Origin of the sequence: Kitasatospora sp. NBC_01302 (genome assembly GCF_035976515.1) — a bacterium.
Lineage (GTDB): Bacteria > Actinomycetota > Actinomycetes > Streptomycetales > Streptomycetaceae > Kitasatospora.
Map to the genome: position 1 here is coordinate 3354431 of NZ_CP108404.1, position 19802 is coordinate 3374232.

General features: G+C 69.6%; 35 protein-coding genes and 3 tRNA genes. 33 read left to right on the top strand and 5 right to left on the bottom strand.

Translation table 11 applies throughout. From position 1 onward, the window contains the following. Window positions 1-137 precede the first annotated feature (137 nt). Both OG294_RS14140 and OG294_RS14145 read left to right on the top strand, forming a co-directional pair. A complete protein-coding gene (locus OG294_RS14140; protein WP_327066851.1) occupies window positions 138-404 on the top strand; it encodes a hypothetical protein in 267 nt (88 codons plus the stop codon). Window positions 405-476: 72 nt separating this feature from the next. Next, window positions 477-893: a hypothetical protein gene (locus tag OG294_RS14145; protein WP_327066852.1), complete on the top strand. Its 417-nt coding sequence runs from the start codon at window positions 477-479 to the stop codon at window positions 891-893. 58 nt (window positions 894-951) lie between these two features. Here the strand turns inward: OG294_RS14145 and OG294_RS14150 are convergent, their stop codons facing one another. From OG294_RS14150 to OG294_RS14170, 5 genes are all read right to left on the bottom strand, one after another. After that, window positions 952-1215, bottom strand: coding sequence for a hypothetical protein (locus OG294_RS14150; protein ID WP_327066853.1), 264 nt, complete (start codon window positions 1213-1215; stop codon window positions 952-954). After that, complete coding sequence (locus tag OG294_RS14155; protein WP_327066854.1) at window positions 1208-1492, bottom strand: hypothetical protein; 285 nt, start codon at window positions 1490-1492, stop codon at window positions 1208-1210. The genes OG294_RS14150 and OG294_RS14155 overlap by 8 nt, the downstream gene beginning before the upstream one ends. Window positions 1493-1583: 91 nt before the next feature. Continuing rightward, entirely contained in the window at window positions 1584-2045 is a 462-nt protein-coding gene (locus OG294_RS14160) for a DUF4429 domain-containing protein (RefSeq protein ID WP_327066855.1), read from the bottom strand. Between the two features lie 93 nt (window positions 2046-2138). Beyond that, the gene (locus OG294_RS14165) at window positions 2139-2945 is read right to left on the bottom strand and encodes a GntR family transcriptional regulator (protein WP_327066856.1); all 807 of its coding nucleotides are present in this window, start codon (window positions 2943-2945) and stop codon (window positions 2139-2141) included. A 3-nt stretch (window positions 2946-2948) separates the two neighbouring features. Then, a complete protein-coding gene (locus OG294_RS14170) occupies window positions 2949-3491 on the bottom strand; it encodes a UTRA domain-containing protein (protein WP_327066857.1) in 543 nt (180 codons plus the stop codon). 161 nt (window positions 3492-3652) lie between these two features. Here OG294_RS14170 and OG294_RS14175 point away from each other — a divergent pair, with 161 nt between their 5' ends. The 31 genes from OG294_RS14175 (at window position 3653) to OG294_RS14325 (ending at window position 19799) form a co-directional block, all read left to right on the top strand. After that, complete coding sequence (locus OG294_RS14175; RefSeq protein ID WP_327066858.1) at window positions 3653-3898, top strand: helix-turn-helix domain-containing protein; 246 nt, start codon at window positions 3653-3655, stop codon at window positions 3896-3898. Further along, window positions 3898-4101 carry a hypothetical protein gene (locus OG294_RS14180; RefSeq protein WP_327066859.1) on the top strand — a complete coding sequence of 68 codons (204 nt, stop codon included), beginning with the start codon at window positions 3898-3900 and terminating at the stop codon, window positions 4099-4101. Before OG294_RS14175 ends, OG294_RS14180 begins: the two co-directional genes overlap by 1 nt. Further along, a complete protein-coding gene (locus OG294_RS14185) occupies window positions 4098-4316 on the top strand; it encodes a hypothetical protein (protein WP_327066860.1) in 219 nt (72 codons plus the stop codon). Before OG294_RS14180 ends, OG294_RS14185 begins: the two co-directional genes overlap by 4 nt. Further along, window positions 4313-4486, top strand: coding sequence for a hypothetical protein (locus OG294_RS14190; RefSeq protein WP_327066861.1), 174 nt, complete (start codon window positions 4313-4315; stop codon window positions 4484-4486). Before OG294_RS14185 ends, OG294_RS14190 begins: the two co-directional genes overlap by 4 nt. 12 nt (window positions 4487-4498) lie before the next feature. Beyond that, window positions 4499-4705 carry a hypothetical protein gene (locus tag OG294_RS14195; protein WP_327066862.1) on the top strand — a complete coding sequence of 69 codons (207 nt, stop codon included), beginning with the start codon at window positions 4499-4501 and terminating at the stop codon, window positions 4703-4705. Beyond that, window positions 4702-4866, top strand: coding sequence for a hypothetical protein (locus tag OG294_RS14200; protein WP_327066863.1), 165 nt, complete (start codon window positions 4702-4704; stop codon window positions 4864-4866). The genes OG294_RS14195 and OG294_RS14200 overlap by 4 nt, the downstream gene beginning before the upstream one ends. After that, window positions 4863-5105, top strand: a complete 243-nt coding sequence (locus OG294_RS14205; RefSeq protein ID WP_327066864.1) for a hypothetical protein — start codon at window positions 4863-4865, stop codon at window positions 5103-5105. The genes OG294_RS14200 and OG294_RS14205 overlap by 4 nt, the downstream gene beginning before the upstream one ends. Continuing rightward, window positions 5102-5272: a hypothetical protein gene (locus OG294_RS14210; RefSeq protein WP_327066865.1), complete on the top strand. Its 171-nt coding sequence runs from the start codon at window positions 5102-5104 to the stop codon at window positions 5270-5272. The genes OG294_RS14205 and OG294_RS14210 overlap by 4 nt, the downstream gene beginning before the upstream one ends. Continuing rightward, the gene (locus OG294_RS14215) at window positions 5269-5565 is read left to right on the top strand and encodes a hypothetical protein (protein ID WP_327066866.1); all 297 of its coding nucleotides are present in this window, start codon (window positions 5269-5271) and stop codon (window positions 5563-5565) included. The genes OG294_RS14210 and OG294_RS14215 overlap by 4 nt, the downstream gene beginning before the upstream one ends. Before the next feature lie 8 nt (window positions 5566-5573). Next, on the top strand, window positions 5574-5723 hold the full coding sequence (locus OG294_RS14220; RefSeq protein ID WP_327066867.1) for a hypothetical protein: 150 nt from the start codon (window positions 5574-5576) through the stop codon (window positions 5721-5723). Next, window positions 5720-5959, top strand: coding sequence for a hypothetical protein (locus OG294_RS14225; protein WP_327066868.1), 240 nt, complete (start codon window positions 5720-5722; stop codon window positions 5957-5959). The genes OG294_RS14220 and OG294_RS14225 overlap by 4 nt, the downstream gene beginning before the upstream one ends. Window positions 5960-6059: 100 nt before the next feature. Then, window positions 6060-6290 (top strand): hypothetical protein, encoded by a 231-nt coding sequence (locus OG294_RS14230; RefSeq protein ID WP_327066869.1) that lies wholly within the window; start codon window positions 6060-6062, stop codon window positions 6288-6290. 11 nt (window positions 6291-6301) lie between these two features. Continuing rightward, window positions 6302-6487, top strand: coding sequence for a hypothetical protein (locus OG294_RS14235; protein ID WP_327066870.1), 186 nt, complete (start codon window positions 6302-6304; stop codon window positions 6485-6487). A gap of 49 nt (window positions 6488-6536) precedes the next feature. Continuing rightward, a complete protein-coding gene (locus OG294_RS14240) occupies window positions 6537-7829 on the top strand; it encodes a DUF2637 domain-containing protein (protein WP_327066871.1) in 1293 nt (430 codons plus the stop codon). Continuing rightward, window positions 7826-8200, top strand: a complete 375-nt coding sequence (locus OG294_RS14245; RefSeq protein WP_327066872.1) for a hypothetical protein — start codon at window positions 7826-7828, stop codon at window positions 8198-8200. Before OG294_RS14240 ends, OG294_RS14245 begins: the two co-directional genes overlap by 4 nt. 80 nt (window positions 8201-8280) lie before the next feature. Then, the gene (locus tag OG294_RS14250) at window positions 8281-8847 is read left to right on the top strand and encodes a hypothetical protein (RefSeq protein WP_327066873.1); all 567 of its coding nucleotides are present in this window, start codon (window positions 8281-8283) and stop codon (window positions 8845-8847) included. Window positions 8848-8989: 142 nt separating this feature from the next. Next, window positions 8990-11065 carry a hypothetical protein gene (locus OG294_RS14255; protein WP_327066874.1) on the top strand — a complete coding sequence of 692 codons (2076 nt, stop codon included), beginning with the start codon at window positions 8990-8992 and terminating at the stop codon, window positions 11063-11065. A 1-nt stretch (window position 11066) separates the two neighbouring features. Then, window positions 11067-11441: a hypothetical protein gene (locus tag OG294_RS14260; protein ID WP_327066875.1), complete on the top strand. Its 375-nt coding sequence runs from the start codon at window positions 11067-11069 to the stop codon at window positions 11439-11441. A 4-nt stretch (window positions 11442-11445) separates the two neighbouring features. Next, on the top strand, window positions 11446-13710 hold the full coding sequence (locus OG294_RS14265; protein ID WP_327066876.1) for a hypothetical protein: 2265 nt from the start codon (window positions 11446-11448) through the stop codon (window positions 13708-13710). Between the two features lie 179 nt (window positions 13711-13889). Further along, the gene (locus tag OG294_RS14270; protein ID WP_327066877.1) at window positions 13890-14423 is read left to right on the top strand and encodes a restriction endonuclease; all 534 of its coding nucleotides are present in this window, start codon (window positions 13890-13892) and stop codon (window positions 14421-14423) included. Window positions 14424-14436: 13 nt separating this feature from the next. Then, on the top strand, window positions 14437-14712 hold the full coding sequence (locus tag OG294_RS14275) for a hypothetical protein (protein WP_327066878.1): 276 nt from the start codon (window positions 14437-14439) through the stop codon (window positions 14710-14712). A 13-nt stretch (window positions 14713-14725) separates the two neighbouring features. After that, the gene (locus OG294_RS14280) at window positions 14726-14851 is read left to right on the top strand and encodes a hypothetical protein (protein ID WP_327066879.1); all 126 of its coding nucleotides are present in this window, start codon (window positions 14726-14728) and stop codon (window positions 14849-14851) included. Further along, complete coding sequence (locus tag OG294_RS14285) at window positions 14848-14994, top strand: hypothetical protein (protein ID WP_327066880.1); 147 nt, start codon at window positions 14848-14850, stop codon at window positions 14992-14994. The genes OG294_RS14280 and OG294_RS14285 overlap by 4 nt, the downstream gene beginning before the upstream one ends. Window positions 14995-15099: 105 nt before the next feature. Continuing rightward, window positions 15100-15330: a DNA-binding protein gene (locus OG294_RS14290; RefSeq protein ID WP_327066881.1), complete on the top strand. Its 231-nt coding sequence runs from the start codon at window positions 15100-15102 to the stop codon at window positions 15328-15330. Window positions 15331-15514: 184 nt separating this feature from the next. Then, window positions 15515-15587, top strand: a tRNA-Trp gene (locus OG294_RS14295). A 141-nt stretch (window positions 15588-15728) separates the two neighbouring features. Then, window positions 15729-15811: transfer RNA gene (locus tag OG294_RS14300), tRNA-Ser, on the top strand. A 90-nt stretch (window positions 15812-15901) separates the two neighbouring features. After that, window positions 15902-15986 (top strand) — tRNA-Ser (locus OG294_RS14305). Window positions 15987-16110: 124 nt separating this feature from the next. Beyond that, entirely contained in the window at window positions 16111-16293 is a 183-nt protein-coding gene (locus tag OG294_RS14310; RefSeq protein ID WP_327066882.1) for a hypothetical protein, read from the top strand. Between the two features lie 23 nt (window positions 16294-16316). Continuing rightward, window positions 16317-16595, top strand: a complete 279-nt coding sequence (locus tag OG294_RS14315) for a hypothetical protein (protein WP_327066883.1) — start codon at window positions 16317-16319, stop codon at window positions 16593-16595. 29 nt (window positions 16596-16624) lie between these two features. Then, entirely contained in the window at window positions 16625-16999 is a 375-nt protein-coding gene (locus OG294_RS14320) for a hypothetical protein (protein WP_327066884.1), read from the top strand. Between the two features lie 10 nt (window positions 17000-17009). After that, complete coding sequence (locus tag OG294_RS14325; RefSeq protein ID WP_327066885.1) at window positions 17010-19799, top strand: beta strand repeat-containing protein; 2790 nt, start codon at window positions 17010-17012, stop codon at window positions 19797-19799. The last annotated feature ends 3 nt before the right edge of the window (window positions 19800-19802 follow it).

The window sequence follows — 19802 nt, forward strand, 5'->3', positions numbered from 1 at the left end:
CCTGGTTGCGAGTTGGTGCGTCCACACAATCGCAGCCGGGCGGCTGGCGCCAGAGCGCACGGGGGCATCGAGGGGCGCGGGGTATCGGGGCGGTTGGCCAAGGTGCGAGCGGCCTTGGTCGGGGTGACGCTCGATGTATGGCGACGATCGTGATCCTGTTCGAGCTGGAGCAGGACCAGGCGCTCGGGCCCGACGGAGTTGAGCCGGTCGTGCTCGCTGTGCACGCTGCGCCGGCCGACCCCGAGGTGCCCGAGGATCCACTCCCACAGACCCTGTGCGGCCTGGACACCGGGCCCATGGAGCACGCCCACTACCGGCCCGCACGGCCCGGCGAGCCCTGGTACCCGCCAGGCATGGACGAGCAGCGCTGCAGGGACTGCGAGCGGGCACTGCGGGCGCTCTGACCCGGCGGGGCGGGTCCGTCCAGGACGTTCAGGCGTACATAATCGAACGACCCCGAACGCTGAAGGACCCCCATGCGCCCTGACCGTTTCCAGCGGCTGCTCCTCGACGCCGCCGCGACCATCCCCGGTGTCACCGCGAAGGCCCTCGCCGACACCGGCTACAGCCGCCACCCCTACGGCATCGCCGTTGAGGCTGCCGGCAAGACGACCCGCTGGCAGGCCGTCTCGGTCGCCCCCGGGGACAACTACACGCAGCCGGAACGCGACCCGATCCTCGGCGAGCGGCTCCCGGGGCGGGAGGTCCCGGCCGTCACGGACGACCCCGCCACCGTCGAGCAGGCCTTGGTCGCCGCGCTGATCAACGCCGACCCCGGGGAGTTCTCGGCCGTCGACCTGTACTCGGAGCGGCCCGAGCCGCCCGCGGTCCGCTACGGTGCGGCGTTCGAGCTGCACTCCAGCGCGAAGGTATACCTGCAGGCCATCCGCTGACCCCTGGCAGGACGACGCCCCGCGGCCCGGAACGGGCGGCGGGGCGTTTTCTGTGTTCTCACGGGCCGGCGAGGATATGCACGACCCGGATCTCCTCGGCCCTGATCCGGTAGATCAGCGTCATGCCAGGCACGGCCTCGTCACCCGGCACCACCACGACCCGGCCGGACATGTCCCCGCCCAGGGGATGCGGGAGCCCAATCTCCGGGTCCCGCTGCAAGGACCTCAGCGTGTGAACCAGCTTGCGCCGCTGCTCCGCGGGCATCCCGATCACCGCCACGCGGGCCGCGTCGGAGAGGAACACACTGGGAAGGTCAGCCACTGATCTCCTCCCACTCGGGGAAGACCTCGCCGACCGGGATCCCGGGCCGGTCGAACGCCGTGCGCAGGGCCTCGCCGATCTCGGGGATGGTGCGGAGGTACAGGACGTGCTGCCAGCCCTTGAGGTACTGGTCGATCTCGTGCAGGGGCACGTCGTCGATCTCCCGGTTGAAGCGAGCCAGGTCGTCGCCGCTCAGGACTCCGCGGAACTCGCGGATCGTCGCGGGCGGCCTCTCAACGGTCCGCGGGTGGTGATGTTCGATCGGCTGTGCGGTCATGGCGGCGTCCGTTCGCTGGGGCGATGGCGGCTACTCCCTGTCGGGATGTGCCTACGCTACCCGGTAGCAAAGCGCGTGGGGTCGCCGTTGGTCATCCCAGGAGTCGAGCCTTCGCCTGTTCGAACTCCTCGCGGGTGATCGCGCCGAGTCGGAGCAGTTCCGCCAGCTTGGCGATCTCTTCCGCGATCGACCCGCCGACCGCCGCGGGCTGGCCGCCGCGCTGAAGTTGGGCGATGGCCTGCTCGATCGCGGCGCGCAGGGCCTCGTACTGCGGCTGGGTCTTGTGGCTGAACGGGACGGTGTTCTCGTCTTTGAGCGGGCCTGTCTTGAGGACTGCGGTCTGGCTGTACTGCCGCTCGATCGTCCCGGCGATCACGAACCGGATGTAGCCGCCGCCCGTCCACCGGCCGGCGTTGGACCAGCGGATCGCGGAGATCTGGCTGATGGGGATGCTGCGGGAGCCGTCCGGCAAGTAGGGCGACCCATGACGGGTGATCGTCACGGTGTGACCGTCGAAAGTGACACTGGCGGTCCGGCTCTGGGCTCTGATCACGTGCTGCTCCTGATCGTCTCGGACGGGCAGGAGCAGCTTCGCAGCGGCGGTTGGGGGTGCGTCGGGGAGTTGCCGAGCCGTTATCAGCTCGCGTCAGAACTCGTACTCGACCGCGTAGAGGTGGCTGGCCTTCACCATCTCCGTGACCTCGATGATCCGATCGTCATTGCTGTAGACCACACGCAGGGTACGCAGCGCGGGCAGCTTGCCCGGCATCCTGAGGGCCTTGACCTGCTCCGGCGTTGGCAGGATGGCCATCAGCTTGTCGACGCAGCGGACCGGGGGGTAGCCCATGTCGGCCAGAAGGCGCGGGGTGCCGCCCTTGATCTTCTTCATCTCCGTGATCTGTGTCCCGCGGGCGATCGCGACTGGGTAGTACGACCTCACGAGCTCGGCAGGCTCGCCGTTGATCGAGAGGACCTGGGCCCGAAGGACCGCCACCTCCTCCTTTGCCAGGCCCAGCGCCTCGGCCACGTCCGCCGGCGGCTCCACCTCTTCGACATCCAGAAGCGTGCTCGCCGCCTGGGCTCCCTGCTTCCCGGCCTCGTCGAGCCAGCGGTACGTCTCACCTGGCTCGGCTGGCTGCTTGTACTTGGCGGGCACGAGCGTTTGCTGTCGGTGTGGTTGAACGAAGATGCCGCTGCCGCGCTGGCTGCGAACGAGCCCTTCGTCGGCGAGCATGTCGTTGGCGTTTTTGATCGTTTGCGGCGCAACTCCGTAGAGCTCAACGAGCTTCGGCGTCGAGGGAAGCTTGCTGCCGGGCGGGTAGTCGCCCGTCAGGATGCCGTAGCGCAAGTAGTTGGCGACGAGCTCATGCTGGGCCCAGCTGCTCTCGTTTGCCCCCAAGCGCTCCAGCGCTTCCGCCTTCGCCTGTGCCTTGGCGTCGTCCTGGTCAGTCATGTGTCAGCCGATCTTGGCGGTGTAGTGGAGGGTACGCCCGCGGGCGGGCATGGTCATCGTGGTGACCTCGATCGGCTCGTTGTCCTCGTCGACTACGAGTCGGCAGATGTCCAAGACCCATTCGGTCGAGTCCACTTGAAAGGCGGCCTGCTCTTCTTCGCTGGGCTTTCGTGCGGCCACGCTCTCATGTCGGGTGTGGCCGACGTGGCCGAGCTCGGCCAGCAGGGTCACGGCGCCGCCGCGGATCTTCTTGTGTTCGGCCAGGGCGGTGCCGTGCGCGATGTGTAGCGGGTAGTAGGAGTCGGTCAGCTCCGTTGTCGCGCCGTCCAGGGAGACGATCCGGCGGCGGACTACGACGAGGGAGTCGCCGGCCACCCCGAGGAGTCGGGCCACACGCTCTGGCGCAGCGACCTCTTCCACCGCGGTGAGCTGTTGCCCTCCGTGATGCCCACGCTGACGCGCTTCCGCTTGCCAGGCGTCGGGTTCTCCCGCCGCGACCGGGCGCAGGTATGGCTCCGCGTCCTCCGCCCAGTGTTCCCTGCTCAAGAGCCACTCTCCTGTGCGAATCATGATCGAACGACCTTGTCGCCTTTCACGGTAAGGCACAAGGTTCTCCCACGGACAGCGAGAGAACCTTGCAACCTTTCAAGAGAAGCTATACAGTCGAGTCGTTCCCACCCGAGACGACTCGATTGGAGAGCTCAAAGATGCTCCCGGAGAGCCCCCCTGTACTGACCGTGAGAGAGGTGGCAAAAGCCCTCCGGGTCAGCGTTCCGACCATCTACCGCTGGGTGAAGGGCGGCGAGCTCGAAGCCATCCGCCACGGCAAGCAGTGGTCCCGTGGCCAGGCTGGCCGAGGCGGCGCGATCCGCATTCCGGCCGCCGTGGTCGCCGCGAAACTGCAGGCCATCCACGACCTGTGTGGCACCCACGACCTGGACGAGGTGGCCTGATGTCCGCCGCGCCCTCTGACCCTCCGGTCTCGTCCGCCGATGCGCTCAACGCGGCCCAGGCCGACCTGAACGCCCTCGCCGCCGGCATCAACAACCCCAGCCTCAACGGCGACCAGCGCGCCGACCTCCTGCAGAACCTGCAGGCCGCCAGTACCCAGCTCGGCGGCCCCTACCGCGGCCAACAGGCAGGTGACCCACGGTGAGCCTCCCCACCTGGATGGCCAGCCACCAGCCCACCCCCGCCGCCAGCCACATGCCGACCCCGGCCTGGTCTGTCGCGCACTGGACCCCGGACGGGATCGTCCTCGACGGCGGCGCCCACGACCGGAGCATCGCCCAGCAGTTCCGCAACGAGCAGGTCACGGCCGGCCGACTGCCCGCCTCCGCGTTCGTGGTCGCCTCCCGGGACGTCCGATGACCGCCATGTCCGCCGAGTCCTGCTCGGCGTACCGCTGCGACACCTGCGGCCAGCCGGCCACCTCCGGGACGGTCGAGTTCGAGGACCGCGGCCCGTTCCAGACCATCGCGATCCGCAAGCTCGCCTGCCCGGCCGGCCACCGCTGGGCCGAGCAGACCGACGGAAGCTGAAGGAGCCACCAAATGCCCAAGCACATGGTTCAGTTCCACACCATGGGCGACCGGGGTGGCGAGTACAACATCGCCGTCACGACCGACCCGGACGCCACGGACGAGCAGATCATCAACACGGCGATCGCCAAGGCCAACGGGCCGCTCCGCAAGCTGAACCGCGGCGGCTACGACATCGGCGTGGCCGACGACCCGACGGTCCACCGGGGCCCGCGATGAGCGTCGACACCGGCCACACGATGGGCCTGGACCGCGCCGAGATCACCGCGGCCCTGAACGACACCCCGCTCGACGACCCCGTCGAGTACCCGCACCCGTCCGAGCCGCAATTCGGCTGGGGAGCGCCCGACATCCGCGAAGCCCCCGAGGAGCAGCAGTGACCACCGCCGAGGACCAGTCGACCACCTACCACTGGATCATCACCGGCCAATCCGGCGACGGCCGCATCGCCACCTACAACGGCCGCATCGAGGTCCACTCCAGCCACACCCGCATGCACGTCTACACCTACCTGCGGGAGCACCTGCAGGAGCAGATGGGCGGCCGCGCCGTCGTCGTCCTCTACTTCGACCTTGCGCCGATGCAGTTCCCGACCACCGGATCCGGGAGCCAGACGTGAGCGACCCCAACATCTGCGGCGGCTACGGCCACGACCTGACCATCCCCGCCGGCGGCCAAGCCCGACAGTGCGCCACCAGCAAGCCCACCCCTCCCCCCGCACCGCCCGCACTCACCGCCCCGGCCGAGCGCCCGGCCATCGAAGCCCCGAAGGAGCAGCCGAAGTGACCACAACCGTCACGCGGATCGTCAACCAGCACAGCCCCATGCTCGCCCGCTTCAACGAACAGGACCCCCTCACCCTCGACGCCACCCCCGACGAGTTCATCAACCTCCTGCACGAGACCGCCAACCTCCTCGGCTCCAGCACCAGCAGCGACCTCCAGGACGCGGCCGAGGAACTCGCATCCGCCGCCACCTACCTGACCGACGCCCTCGCCCTCCCCGACGACGACCCGCAGCAGCAGACCCTCCTCGACCACGCCAACCGGCACCTCAACTCCGTCGACCCGTACCCGTAAGGAGCCTCATGGACGCCACCTTCCACCCCACCGACGAACCGAACGGCCGCCCCGCCACCGACCAGGAGATCACCGACCTCCTCGGCGGCATGACCGCCCTCGACGGCACCAACTACCTCGACATCTACGAGCAGTGCGTTCGGGAGGGATGGGAATGAGCGGCACCCCCTGGCCCGAGGGCGTCACCGGCAGGTATCTGACCGTCGCCGGAGCAGCGCTCGCCGACCCGTCCATTGCCGTCGACGTGATCAGCCTCAAGACGGGCGGCTATGACGCCCAGTGCAACGGCTGCACCCGCATATGGGGTGGCGCTTACACCCTCCACGTACACCAGTGGGCTCAGGAGCACGCCGAGAAGTGCCGGGCCATCCCGAGGCCGGAGGCGCAGGAGTGAACGAGACCGTCGAGCACGAGGACCAGGTCGATGACGACACCGACTACCTGATCGAGGTCATGGCCTACGAGGCCCTCGCCAAGCTCGCGACGCCCGCCAAGTGACCATCACCCCGGACGGCGCCGGCTACCAGAACCTTGCCGGCGCCCCCGTCACCACCACCGTCCACCTCGTCGGCCAGTACGCCTGCGCAGGCTGCGACACCACCACCGTCGCGATCACCAAACAGCTCACCGGTGATCACAGCTACGACCCCAGCTACGCCGAAGCCTGCACCAACTGGACCGCACTCGCACACGCCAAAACCTGCACCACCCCAATCGACCACTGAAGGAGCACCGCATGTTCGGACGCAAGAAGGCCGCCGAGCGCCGCCAGGCCGCCGCCGACTTCATCGCCGAGTACGACGCCGAGAGCCGCGCGAACGACCTCGCCGAGGACGTCCTCGACCTCACCCGCGACCCGGCGATCCGCCGAGTTCGCCACCGCGACGGGCACGTCGAGTACCGCCAGATCGACGCCGACTGACCACGACCCCACCAGCTCGCACCCCACCAAGCCCGAAAGGCCAACTCCCGTGACCGAGCCCGACCTGACCGCCGGCTGGCGGCCCATCGGCGACATGCTCGCCGAACCGCGGCCCGTCGACCCGCAGCCCGAGCCGGCCGCGGACAAGAAGATCCAGCGACTCCAAGCCCGCGCCGCCGAAAAGCGCACCGACCGCCACGACGCCATCGACACCTGGGCCGAGAAGCGCCAAGCCATCCGCGACGAGCGCCGCGCCGCCCGCGCCGAACGACGCGAGCAACGCGCCGAGAAGATCGCCGACCGCAGCGACCGCGCCAACCGAATCAAGCGGGCCTCAGCCCGGCTCGCCGAGCAGTTCCTCGTCACCGCCCCGATCCTCGCCCCCATGGCCGTCGCATGGACCGGCCAATCCCAGTTCGCCATGCGAGTCCTCGGGTGGCTCTTCGTCGCCAGCGTCCTCTACGCCGCCGCCTACGAGCTCACCACCGTGTACTGCGCCTGGCTGTACCACCAGGCCCGCTCGGACGGCGACAGCGGCTGGGAGTACCGCCTCGGCACATGGATCTTCGCAACAGGAGCCGCGGTCCAGCAGTGGTGGCACTACTCGAACCACTGGCACCCGACCCCGCGGGCCGTCACCTACTCGGTGATGTCCATCGTCGGGGTCCTCCTCTGGGAGGGCCGGGCCCGACTGATCCACCGCCGCAAGCTGCGGGCCGAGGGCAAGCTGCCGCCGGCTCGGCCCAGGATCGGGATGGCTCGTTGGACCCGTTACCCGCGGCACTCGTGGACCGCCTGGTCGCTGATCACGCTCGAAGGCCATCGGACACTCGACGCCGCATGGAACTCCGCGAACCTCGTGCTGGCCGCAAGGAGGGAACTGCGAACCGAACGGAACTCGGTCCGGCGAACCCGCCGGAAGGTTCAGGGCGTCATCGCGGAACCGCCCCGTCATCTGGAACCAGGCGAACCCGCGAACCCCTCAACCCCGAACCGGCCCGAACTCGAACCGGCGCCCCCGGAACCGGCGAACCAGCAGGTTCCGGAACCCCACCAGCGCGAGGTTCGCGAACCAGCCCACACCGACAAACCGGTTCCGAACCCCGACAGCACCGCCCCGGAACCAGCGAACCCTGAACCGCGAACCACCCGAACCGCGAACCTGACCGACCGGGCCAGCAAGCGAACCGAGCAGGTCGACCAGGTTCTGAACCTCATCGCGGAACTCGGCTACGACCGCGTCACCCTCCCCGTGGTTCTGAAGCGAACCAGCATGAGCAAGACCACCGCCCATCACCGTCTGAAGGAAGCCCGCGCGAAGTGGAACCAGGACGCGGCATGACGAACCACCTGAACCAGATCCCGGTTCGCTGCTCCGCGAACCGGCGAACTTGCCCGGAGCCTGTCGAGGTTCGCGAACCGGTTCCACTCTGCCGAAGTCACGGGGTCGAGGTTGCGCTCGCGATCGTGCCGGCCATTCTCGGAACCGCCCTCGCGAATCGGAACCCGCGAACCAGGACGGTTCGCGAACCACTGCGAACCGTCCGGCTCCGGCGGGGCGAGCAGGGCGCCCTGGCCGAACTAGCAGCGAACCAGCAGCCGATCACTCGGCGAACCGTGGCCGCCGCGATCCGTTCCGCTGGCGGAACCTGCTCGAACCAGCGGGCCGCCGATATCGCCCGCCACTTCCGGACCCTGCGGGCCGCCGCCTGACGGTCCATCCATCCGGATCGCCTCTACGACGCCTTCCGGTCCATCACCGGCCCAACTGCACCAAAGGAGCCTCCCCGGCCATGTCCAGCAACGACATCTACAACGACGCCGCGTTCGACATCACCTCGGTGCCGTCGTGGAAGACGCCGCCGCTGCACGGCGCCTACGCCCCCAACGCGAAGCTCTCCCCCCGAGCGAAGGCCGGCATCGCCGCGGGCGGCGTCATCCTTGCCGCCACCGGCATGGTCGCCTACTCGGACTACGCATCGTCCCAGGCCACCGCCCACGTGAAGGCCGCTCAGATCGCCCTGCAGCAAGCCCAGCTCGACCTGCAGCGCCAGCAGCAGGAGGCCGCGCAGGCTGCCGCTGCCGGCCAGGAGACCCAGGCCGAGCAGGCCCGGCGTCAGGCCGTGCAGGACTGCGTTGCGAAGGCCTCCGGGGACAGCATGAACGCGGTGTCCCAGTGCTCCGCTGCGTTCCCGGCGATCACGTCGCCCGGCATGTCGACGACCTCGGACACGGTCTCCGGCGGCAAGTCCTCGGCGGCCGGGTCCGATGTCGGGCTGATCGTTCTGGGCTCTGTCGGGGCGGTCACGGCAGTGGGCTGGGCGAAGAAGCGCTTCGGTCACCGGGCTTCTTCCCTGTAACACGATGTGACCTCCCCCCCACCCACCTCCTACCCGTAAACAAGCCCTCAGCGCCATCCCCTGGCTGCTCAACAGTCATATTCAGGGATTCTCAGGCCGGGTGGGGGGTGGGTGGGTGACTACCAACAGTGAGGTATTCGAGATGACTACGACCATCGAACCGCCCCCACAGACCGACCCCGAGGGCGATCGCAGGCCCTCCGAGAGCAGCGCCCCAGAAACCCGGACGGGCACCCTCGCGAGCATCCTCACCCCGGTGCAGCCGGCTCGGCCGACCACCCACTTGGGCACCACCGCCGCCCTCGCGCAGGACACCCCCGCCCCCGAGCCTGCCAGCACCAGCCGAGCCGCCGGCGGCGGGAAGACCGGCGCCAGCGACAGGCGGGACGGCCCGATCGGCGCCCTCGTACGCGCCCTCGCCGGGCGCCTGGGCCGCACCGGCACCGCAACCACCGTCAAGCAGAGCCACGACATCAAAGAGACCCGGGTCTCCGGGAACTCGACCGCCGCCACCCACGCCAACAAGTCCGACCGCACCGCCAAGCACGAGAGCGGATCCCAGCGACGCTCCAACCACGACGCCAAGATCGCCGACCTCAACAACAAGGTCAACCAGCACCACGGCCGGAATCAGCAGGACCACAAGCGGGCCAGCACCTCCGACGCCAAGACCTCCAACGCGAGGCAGGCCAAGGACGACAACTCGTCCAGGAACAACCGGGACCACAAGGACAATCGGGACGTCAAAGCGTCCGACGCCAAGGCCTCCAAGAACGACAACGCGTCGAAGTCCGCGCAGGACGACAAGAACCACCGCGACGCCAGCACCGACGGGAAGACCTCGAAGACCGACAGCAGCGACACCAAGTCCTCGGACACGAAGGCCGCGAGCGCGAAGAAAGACGACGCGGCGAGGAACGACAACGCCCAGCGCAGCAACCGGGACGAGCGGACGACCGGCAGCACGGACACGAAGCGCACCCGCACCGACGTGCCGACGCACAGCGGCCGGGACGCCGGGCCGTTCGGGGGCGCCCCCACCAAAAAGCCCAAGGACAGTGCGCCAGGCGAACAGGGACCGGCCAAGGAGCCCGTCCGCAAGGTCGACCTGGGCAAGGTCGGTGGCAACCCGCCAGGCCCGGCCAACGGAACCGGCCCCGACCGATCGGCGAAGGTTGACGGCGCGGCGCCGAAACGCGACCCGAAAGGCCTGAACACCAAGGTCGACCTGGCGAAGAAGAACACCGATCCGACCGCCCGAAGCGCCCCGGCCGACCGCGACGAGCAGGACCAGACGCCGAAGGGACCGCGGCCCCGCACCCAGTCCTCCCGCGAGGCCGGCTACCGCGACGGCACGCGCGCCGCCGCGGCCGTCGGGCACGTCCGGGCATGGCGGGACGGCACCCGCGACGGCTGGGACGACCGCACCACCGCCGATCTGGCCGAGAGGAAAAAGATGGACACCGCCAAGGCCCGCAACGAGGACCACAAACTGCTGAAGCCCGACAAGACCCCCGCCGGGCCGAAGACGGCTCCGGCTACCGGGTCGACCGCCAACATGGCGAAGGCGACCGCGCCCCCGAAGCCGACGACCCCTCCCGGCTCAACGGCCCCGCCGAGGCCGACCGCCCCACCCACGATTCCGGCGGCGGCAGGCGCACGGACGACGGCAGCACCCCCGCAGGAGCGACCCTCCGGGCCAGCGCCGGCCAGCCCCAAGCCGACAGCAGCGCCCGAGCCGACCGCAGTGAAAGCAGTGAAAGTCGGCCCCGACGCCGTGAAGTTCACCGCACCCGACCGGCACGGCGCCGCAGCGCAGCACAACCTCAGCCGCGGCGAGGTCCGCAGCCTCAAGCAGTTCGAGCAACGCCTGGCACACAAGGGCCGGACCCTGACGAAGATCGGCGACGACAACAAGACCGCCCGGGAGCACGCCCTCGCCCACGCAATGCGCGCCCAGAAACTGGCCGAGGAAGCCAAGGAGATGAAGGGCGGTATGGCCCTCGTCGGCGCTCTCCAGCGGCTCGCCGAACAGGCCACCGCCCTGCGCCACAAGGCCGATGAGGTCGCCAAGCGCACCACACGCAGCGCCGAAGCGGTCCGCGTGGTCGCCGCCAACGCCCAGACCCGGCACGGCGCCATCTACAAGGCCGTCGTCGATTCGCCGCTCACCACCCCGGCCGAGCGCACCTTCTACCAGGACAAGCAGGGCAGCTGACATGGCAAGTGGACTGACATACCGCGACCTGGTGCGCCAGGTGAAGCAGTTGTCGAAGGAGATCGCCCGGGACACCTCCGCACACCAGGCCCTGGCCGAGCTGCTCACACAGGAGGCCCAGGACACCGGCCGGGTCGCCGAACAGATCTCCACATTCAAGGTCGACTCCGCGACCGTCGCGGAGACCTACGAGCTGGCGCGGCTCATGGACGGTCTTTGCGAAGCGGCGCGCGCCTACGCCACGACAGCAACAGAGACAGGCCGCCACGCACAGGCCGCGGGCGACCGGGCCCGCACCGACCACGACGGCATCCAGCAGGCCGCCGACTCCTCCCCCGTCGAAATGGCCCACCGCGGCTGGTACACCCAGGAGTAGAACCATGACCACCGACAGCACCCCCGCGGAGACGATCCGCAACCCGACCGTCGAGAAGCGCCTCGCGATCGCCGAGATCGCCGCCCCACTGGTGTGCGCCGGCATCATGCCCCTGCTCGACCCCCAGGCCGCGACCACCATGTCGACGTTCCTGGCAGCACCAGCACTCGTCGCCGCCGCCAACGCCAGCGGACTGCTGAACGACCGGCTCCTGAACGACATCCCCGGCGGCGACCTCCTGCGTGCCCACCGGCGCCCCATGTTCATCTCAGCCGTCGCCACGGCGACCGCCGCAGCCACCGCCACCCTCGACGGCCAGACCGGCATCGACCAGCTCGTTGCAGGCTGGATGACCATGCCCTCCCTCGCGGGGCTCGTCTCGGTCGCCTGGTTCGGTGCCGTCGGGTTCGTCGGCTACTCCCTGCGGCGCGTCCTCGCCGGCCACCGCCGCCCCCACAAGGCGACCCACAACGCGGCCCCCGCCACCGGCCCCGTCGATGCCGCCGTGCGCGACATCCTGCACAGCTGGCACGCCCACGTGTCCGGCGAGAACGGCGCCCACCCCGGCCAGCACCTGACCTTGACGGCCCACGGACCCGAGATGTGGGAGGGCATCATCGAAGCGTCCCCCGGCCGGCCGGTCACCGTCAGCAGTGAGACCGTCTCCGGCGTCTACCGGCTCCCCGCCGACTGGATCTCGATCACTGAAGGACCGCACACCAGCTCCCGCAACATCCGGGTCCGTACCGTCGCGCCGTCCGTCGAGGAAGCGCAGTACAGCACCCTGGAAGCGCGCTGGCTGCGCCGCGTCGCCCACAAGGCCGGCTGCATGCCCGGGACCCACCTCGAAGGCGCCATCCCCGACCCCGCCACCGGCGGCGTCGCAGCCTGGGTTGTCGCCGACGAGGACACCGACGCAATCACGATCCCCGACCAGTACCGACTCGCCGGGGCCCTGCACACCACCACCCTGCTCGTCGCGGTGGAACCCACCAGTAACCCGCGCAAGGCCAAGTTCCGCCTCATGGAGCGCTCTCCCCTGCAGAACGGCACGCCACTGCCCGGCGCCGAGGCCCTGCTCGCCAATAGGAACGGCTTCGTGCAGTTGGGCACCGGTATCTCCGGGCGCCCCGCGCGCGTGCAGCTGTTCGACCCCAAGGTCGGCGCCCAGCACGTCGTTGTGGCCGGCGTTACCGGCTCCGGCAAGGGCGGCGTCCTGCAACTCATCTGCCTCAGCTACCACGTCAACAAGGTTGCCATCCTCTACGGCGACCCCAAGGGCTCCAGCAACCCTGCCGTGGCGCGTATGGCCGCCTATGCCGGCTGCGGCAAGGACGGGGCGATGGGAACCCTGCGCCTGGCGTACGCGATCCTGCTGCATCGCATCGCCGAGTCCGCTGCCACGGACGCGAAGAACTTCGTGGCCAGCGCCAAGCGACCGTACGTCGCCGTCCCGCTAGACGAGTTCGCGCAGGTCCTCGGCGAGAAGTCCGAGCACATGAAGGAGGCTTCGTTCATCGTCGCGGCCATCGCCGAGCAGGGCCGGTCCCTGGGCATGGCCATGGTCCTGTGCGGCCAGATCATGAACCTCGACAAAATGGGCAGCGACACGTCGATCAGGGACAACATCTTCTACGGCGGCGCGCTGGTGCTGCTCCGCTCTGACAGCGGGCAGAAGCAGCGCGTGGACCTCCCCCACGCCTTCGCCGGCATCGACCCGTCCAAGATCCCGGCATTCTGGAAGAGCGACGCGGAGGAGAGCCTGATCTACGACCCGAACATCCCCGAGGACGACCCGTCCAGGACGTTCGGCGTCGGCTATGTCATCGGCCCGGACGAGCGCGCCGAGATGATGCGCGCCTGGATCCAGGAATCCGCAGACGGCCTGTTCGACCCGGCCAACATCGTCTACCCCGCCGACTTCCCCGATTGGGATGACCGCGAGCTGATCGCCGCCACTCCTGTCGGTCCGGCAGCCGTCGACGACGAGGATGACGGCACCTCAACATGGGCGCCCAGCGCCCCCGTCCAGTTCACGAAGGAACCCACCGCCCAGGAGAAGATCCTCACCGCGCTGGAGGAGCGCCGGGATCCGATCAGCGTGGAGGTCGGCTACCTGCATCTCGACCAGATCACCCAGATGACCAGCGTCGCACGCAAGACCGTCGAGAACACCCTCAGCCGCCTGGCCAAGGACGGCATCGTTGTCCGCAACCCGGGGGCGGCTGGCGAGTATGGGCTGCCACTCATTGCTGACGAGGAAAGCTGAACTGCCACCGGACCTGGCGCAGTGCACCACAATCGACATAGACACAAGGGGGAACCGCTGTGCCACCGCGCCGTCTTGCCCGCCGCGCCGGATACCGGCCCGCACGCCGCCGAACCACCCGACGACCCCGCCGGCCCAAGCGCGGCCTCACTTCGCCGCCCGTGCTTCTGACCGCGGGTGTGCTCGTCTCGATCGGGTCTCCGGCCATCGGCATCCCGATCCTGGTCTTGATCGTTGCTGGGTTGTGGTTCCTGAGGCCGGGCCGTACCCGGTACAAGGTCCGTGCACCGCGCCGCCCGACCCGGATCCCGCTGCCCCGCGCCGCCAGCATCAGCGGCTACCAGGCCATGACCCCAACCCAGTTCGAACACGCACTCGCCGACCTGTGCAGGCGCGACGGCTGCGCCAACGTGCTCGTCGTCGGAGGGGCCGGCGACCTCGGGGCCGACGTCATCTGCACCCTGCCGGACGGGCGGCGCCTCGTCATCCAAGCCAAGCGGTACGCGGCCACCACCAAAGTCGGCTCCCCCGACGTACAGAAAGTCGGCGGCACCGCCCGGCAGATCCACGGCGCCGACATCGCCGCCGTCGTCACCACCTCAACGTTCACACCCGCCGCGGCCAACTACGCCCGGCAGGTAGGGATCCGCATGTTCAACGGCGACGCCCTCGCCCGCTGGGCGAGCCGCACCGGACCCGCACCCTGGCAGTGAGAGAAAATCGACCATGCCCCGCACCCGCCGCGGTCACCGCACCCAAATCCGGCGCCACCTCACCAACGGCAACCGAGCCGCGGCCCTCACCGCGCTCGACGCCTACCGAATCGCCTCCATGACCTCGGCCGAGCGCATCGCCTGCGCAGCTGCGCCGCTCTGGCGACTGCCCGCCATCCGCCACGCCATTGCGTTCGCCGAATGGGGCGGCCGGCACGCCCGCTACACCATCCCCGTCGCCACCGCCGCAGTCGCGGCCGAGATCACGGCCACCTGGCCCTGGCACTGAGAGGATCATCAACATGAACCCGATCGCCATCATCCGCTCCTGGTTCTCCGACCCCGACTACATCGAGACCGTCGCCTACAGCACGACCGCCTCGCTGCTGCTCGCCGGTCTGATCCTCACCCTGCAGGCGCTCTCGTGATCAGCGCGGGAGCCGACTGCCCCGCCACCGGCACCATCACCCTCGACAGCGAGCCCATCGTCGTCATCTGCAACCTGCCGCCCCACGACAGCGACTGGCACCACGACCTTGTTCACGGCGACTGGACCAGCCCAGGCCCGTGACTTGCGCAAACCGCGATCTGAACTTATCGTCTGATCAACTGGAACTTCTGTCGAAAGGGCCGCCCACCACCGGGCGGCCCTTTCGCGTTGCACGGGGGTGAACTGATGCCTCGTCTCGTCCCCGAAGACCTCGCCGTCGCATACACCGGCCGACCTGCGACCACGATCCGCCGCTGGGCCCACGAGGGCCGGATCAGCCGCTACGGGCACGGCCGCGGCCGGGTCCGCTACGACCTGCTGGAGCTCCACTCCAAGACGCTGGACGATGACGGCATCGAACGGTCAGGCGCCACACCCGAGATGCCCGCCGAACGCCGCGGTCGCCTCGCTGCCTGATACTCCCGCCGGCCCGCACTCCCCCGCGGGCGTCTGGCGGGACGGCCCGCGTCCCGAGGGTGGCGCAGGGCCTGGGGGTCCCGCAGTCGTTCCGGCCCGAAGCTGACGCCGACCGCGGGACCCCACAACCCTCAACGAAAACCGGTCGTCTGGCCGACGCCGGTTTCGTACGATCGAAGCACCGTGGTCCGTAGCTCAGTTGGCAGAGCAGCCGTCTCCAAAGCGGCGCGTCGCAGGTTCGAGTCCTGCCGGGTCAGCGCAGGGGAAGGTTGCGGGTTCAAACCCCGTCCGGCCACACCAAGGGCAGCGCGTTGCCTGGCCGGTAGCTCAAGCGGCAGAGCGTCCTCGGGCGGCCGCCGGTGAGTCGCGGAGATCGCACCGCGCACCGACGGCAGCTTGGAGAGTTGCCAGAGTGGCAATGGAGCGGCTTGCTAAGCCGTCGTCGGGGTCACCCGCGCAGGTTCGATCCCTGCACTCTCCGCGGACCGGCAATCCGGACGGGTAACACCCGTCACGGCGCCGGACAAGGCGAGCCCGGCTCTGGTGGTAGCTCCACCATCCACTCGCCCCTGGAAGGTCTGGCATGTGGCGTGCCAAGCGCTCTCGAAAAGCGTGGCGGGTAACACCGTGGACGGGTTCGACTCCCTCACCTTCCGCTTACTGAGAGGCGATGACGATGGCCACCTGTCTCTGGTGCGAGCGCCGCCTGCCGCCTGACTGGGACGGCGAGTACTGCTCGACGAGGTGCGCACTCCTCCACGCACGAGCAGCAGGAGACGAGTGACCCGCGACGATCCGGCCCGCGCGCTGGATGCCCCGTTCACCGTGCCCGACGACTGGGAGCCGATCCCCGGCACCTGCTCACGCTGCGGCGCCGACGCGTGGCTCGGCGAAACCCGCTGGTGGCACGACAAGGAACCGTGCCGCTCGCGCGGGCGAACCGCCGACTTCCTGCCCGACTGACCCACACCCTCAAGGAGTTCACCATGTCCGCCGTCACCGACGAGATCCACAAGCTCATCGCCCAGCTCGAGTCCGAGGGCCACGCCCTGGCCGACAAGTTCCGGGCCCTGTTCGGCAAGCTGAAGGGCGACGAGGCTCAGCTCGCCACCGAGGCCCACGCCGACGAGATGCAGGTCGCGCAGGACGCCGCCCCGGTCGTCGCCGAGGCGAGGGGCGACGCCGAGAAGCTCGCCACCGAGGCCGTCGCCGACGTCAAGGACGCCACCTCGGCCGCCGAGCCGCCGGCTTCTCCCGCAGCCTGACCCCAGCGGCACCCAGGAGGCGGTGACCCGTGCCAGCACTGCCCAACCAGCTGAACACCACCAGTGCGTCCGGCTCCCAATGGGTGACCAGCTACCAGCTGCAGAACGACGACGGCACCCTGATGAACATCACGGGCAAGACATTCGAGTTCGTGATCAGGCCCACGACGAGCGACGCCACGGAACCCGCGCTGGTCTCCGTCAACAGCACGGCGGCCAACGCCCAGGGCTACATCACGGTCACGCCGGCCACGTCAACGCTCCTCGTGGTGCTCTCCCCTACCGCAACCGCGCTGATCGGGCAGAGCGCCTACCCCTACAGCCTGTGGATGGACCCCGGGCTCAGCGACGCCACCGACCTCGTGACCGGCACCTTCTACAACGCCCTCGTCGCCGCAGCCTGAGGAGGTAGCCGTGGTCACCGTCATCGTCTCCTCCGCAGGCACGTCCGGTCCGGCCGGGCCGGGCTGGATCTCCGGCACCGGGGCGCCAAGCAACTCGGTCGGCATCGACGGGGACTTCTACCTCGACACCACCAACACCGCGGTCTACTACGGGCCCAAGACCGCCGGGGTATGGGGCTCCTCCCACCCGTTCGGCGGTGGCGGCAGCGGCGCCGTCTCGTCCGTCAACGGGCAGACCGGCACCGTCGTCCTGACCGCCGCCGAGGTCGGAGCGCTCACCGCGGCCGACAACCTGTCCGACGTGGCGTCCGCGTCCTCGGCCCGCACGAACCTGGGCCTGGGCGGCGCGGCCGTCCTCAACGTTGGCACTGGCAGCGGCACGGTTGCGGCTGGCAACGACAGCCGCATCACCGGGGCCGCCCAGACCGCCAACAACCTGTCGGACCTGGCGAACGAGGCCACCGCCCGCACCAACCTCGGACTCGGCACCGCCGCCACCCAGGCCAGCAGCGCCTTCGACGCGGCGGGGGCCGCGAGCACCGCGCAGACCAACGCCGAGGCGTACACCGACGGGCAGATCAGCACTGAGGTCGCCCGCGCCAACGCCGCCTACCTCGCCAAGGCCAACAACCTGAGCGACGTGGCAAACGCCGGAACCGCCCGCGCCAACCTGGCGGTACCTCCGACCAGCCGACAGATCCTTGCCGGCACCGGGCTGACCGGCGGCGGGGACCTCACCGCCGACCGCACCCTCACCGTCTCCTACGGGACGACCACGGGGACCGCGGCGCAGGGCAACGACGCCAGGATCACCGGCGCTGCTCAGACCGCGAACAACCTCAGCGATCTGACGTCGGCGAGCACGGCCCGCACGAACCTGGGCCTCGGAACGGCGGCCGTCGCCGGCGCGGCCACCACCGGCTCCGAGGGCATCGTTCAGCTCGCCGGGGACCTGGCCGGCACCGCAACCAACCCGACCGTCACCGGGACCCACCTCGCGGCCCCGCTTGCGGTCACGCAGGGCGGCACCGCCTCGGCGTCCCGGGTCTGGGCGGGCCTGTTGACCCCGACCGGCGTAAAGACCGGCGCCTACACGGCGGCGCCCGGGGACTTCGTTCCGGTTGACAGCACCACGGCCAGTGTCGTGATCACGCTGCCGACCGCGCCGACCGACCTGACAGTGATCGCCGCGAAGCAGATCAACACGGCGAGCAGCCACACCGTGACGATCAACTGCGGTGGTAGCGACGTCTTCAACCGGACCGGCGGCGGCGCCAGCCTGACCCTGACGCTCCTCTCCCAGGGCTGCGTCCTGCAGTACTCCGCCGCGTCGGCGATCTGGTACGTGTACTCCGACGACCTGCCGCTTCCGCAGCTCGACGCCCGCTATGCGCAGCTCACCAACAACCTGTCCGACCTGCCGAGCGCGGCGACGGCCCGCACGAACCTCGGGCTCGGGACGGCTGCGACAGCGGGCGCGGCAACGTCCGGCGCCGAGGGGATCATCCAGCTGGCGGGAGACCTCGGCGGCGGAACGGCGGCCAGCCCACAGGTCACCTCGACGCACCTGACCGCAGCGCTACCGCCAGCCCAGGGCGGCACGGGACAGACCTCGGCGTCCGCGGCCTACAACGCGCTCGCCCCGACGACCACGCTCGGGGACATCGCCTACGCCAACGGCGCGGGCACCAACACGCGTCTGCCGGGCACGACTTCGGCAACGAAGCAGTACCTGCAGCAGACCGGCACGGGCTCCGCTTCGGCTGCCCCCGCCTGGGGCACGATCCAGGCCGGCGACGTGCCGACCCTCAATCAGAGCACCACGGGGACCGCGGCGAACGTGACCGGGACCGTCGCCATCGCGAACGGCGGCACCGGGCAGACCGGCGCCGGCGCGGCGTTCAATGCCCTGTCGCCCGTGACGTCGCTCGGCGATCTGATCTACGGGTCCGGGAGCAATGCGAACAGTCGGCTGGCTGGATCAACGTCCGCCACCAAGCAGTTCCTCACCCAGACCGGCACCGGCTCCGTCTCCGCCGCGCCGGGCTGGGGCACGATCGCCGCAGGGGACCTGCCGACCGCGACCACCAGCACGCAGGGCGCTGTTCAACTCGACGGGACCGCGACCGACATCAAGGCCCTCGGCGCGCAGGCCGCCGGGTCGACCGGCAAGAGCGCCGACGCCGGGCATGTACACCCCACGACCGGCGTTCTCCTGGTCGCCAACAACCTGTCGGACGTCAACAGCGCCTCCACTGCCCGCGCCAACTTGGGCATGGTCGACATGGTGCCCGGCGACGCCGGACTGGTCAGCTGGAACTTCCCGCCGTGGGCGTCCAGCAGCAACGGGGCCGGTGCCTCCGGCACGATCTACTACATGCGGGTGAAAGTCCCCGTCGCGACAACGATCACCAACATAGAGATGTGGCAGACCGCGGCCGGTTCGACCCTCACCAGCGGCCAGTGTTTCGCCGGGCTGTACAACGCCTCCGGGACACAAGTCGCTATTACGGCCGACCAGTCCACGTCCTGGGCGTCCGGGACACAGGTCGAGAAGGTCATCCCTCTGACCAGCACCTACAGTGCCGCCGCCGGCTACTACTGGATCGCGGCACTGTTCAACGGGACGACCGGTCCGACGTGGCCCAAGGGCCCGATCGGTTCCGCGATGAACGCCGGATGGCACGCCTACCCGTACCCGGCGATGGTGAGCGGCGCCGGCAACACCTCGCTGCCCTCCTCTGTGACGTTCAGCGGCCTGTCGATCAACACGAGCGCGTTCTGGTTCGCCCTGTCCTGAGGA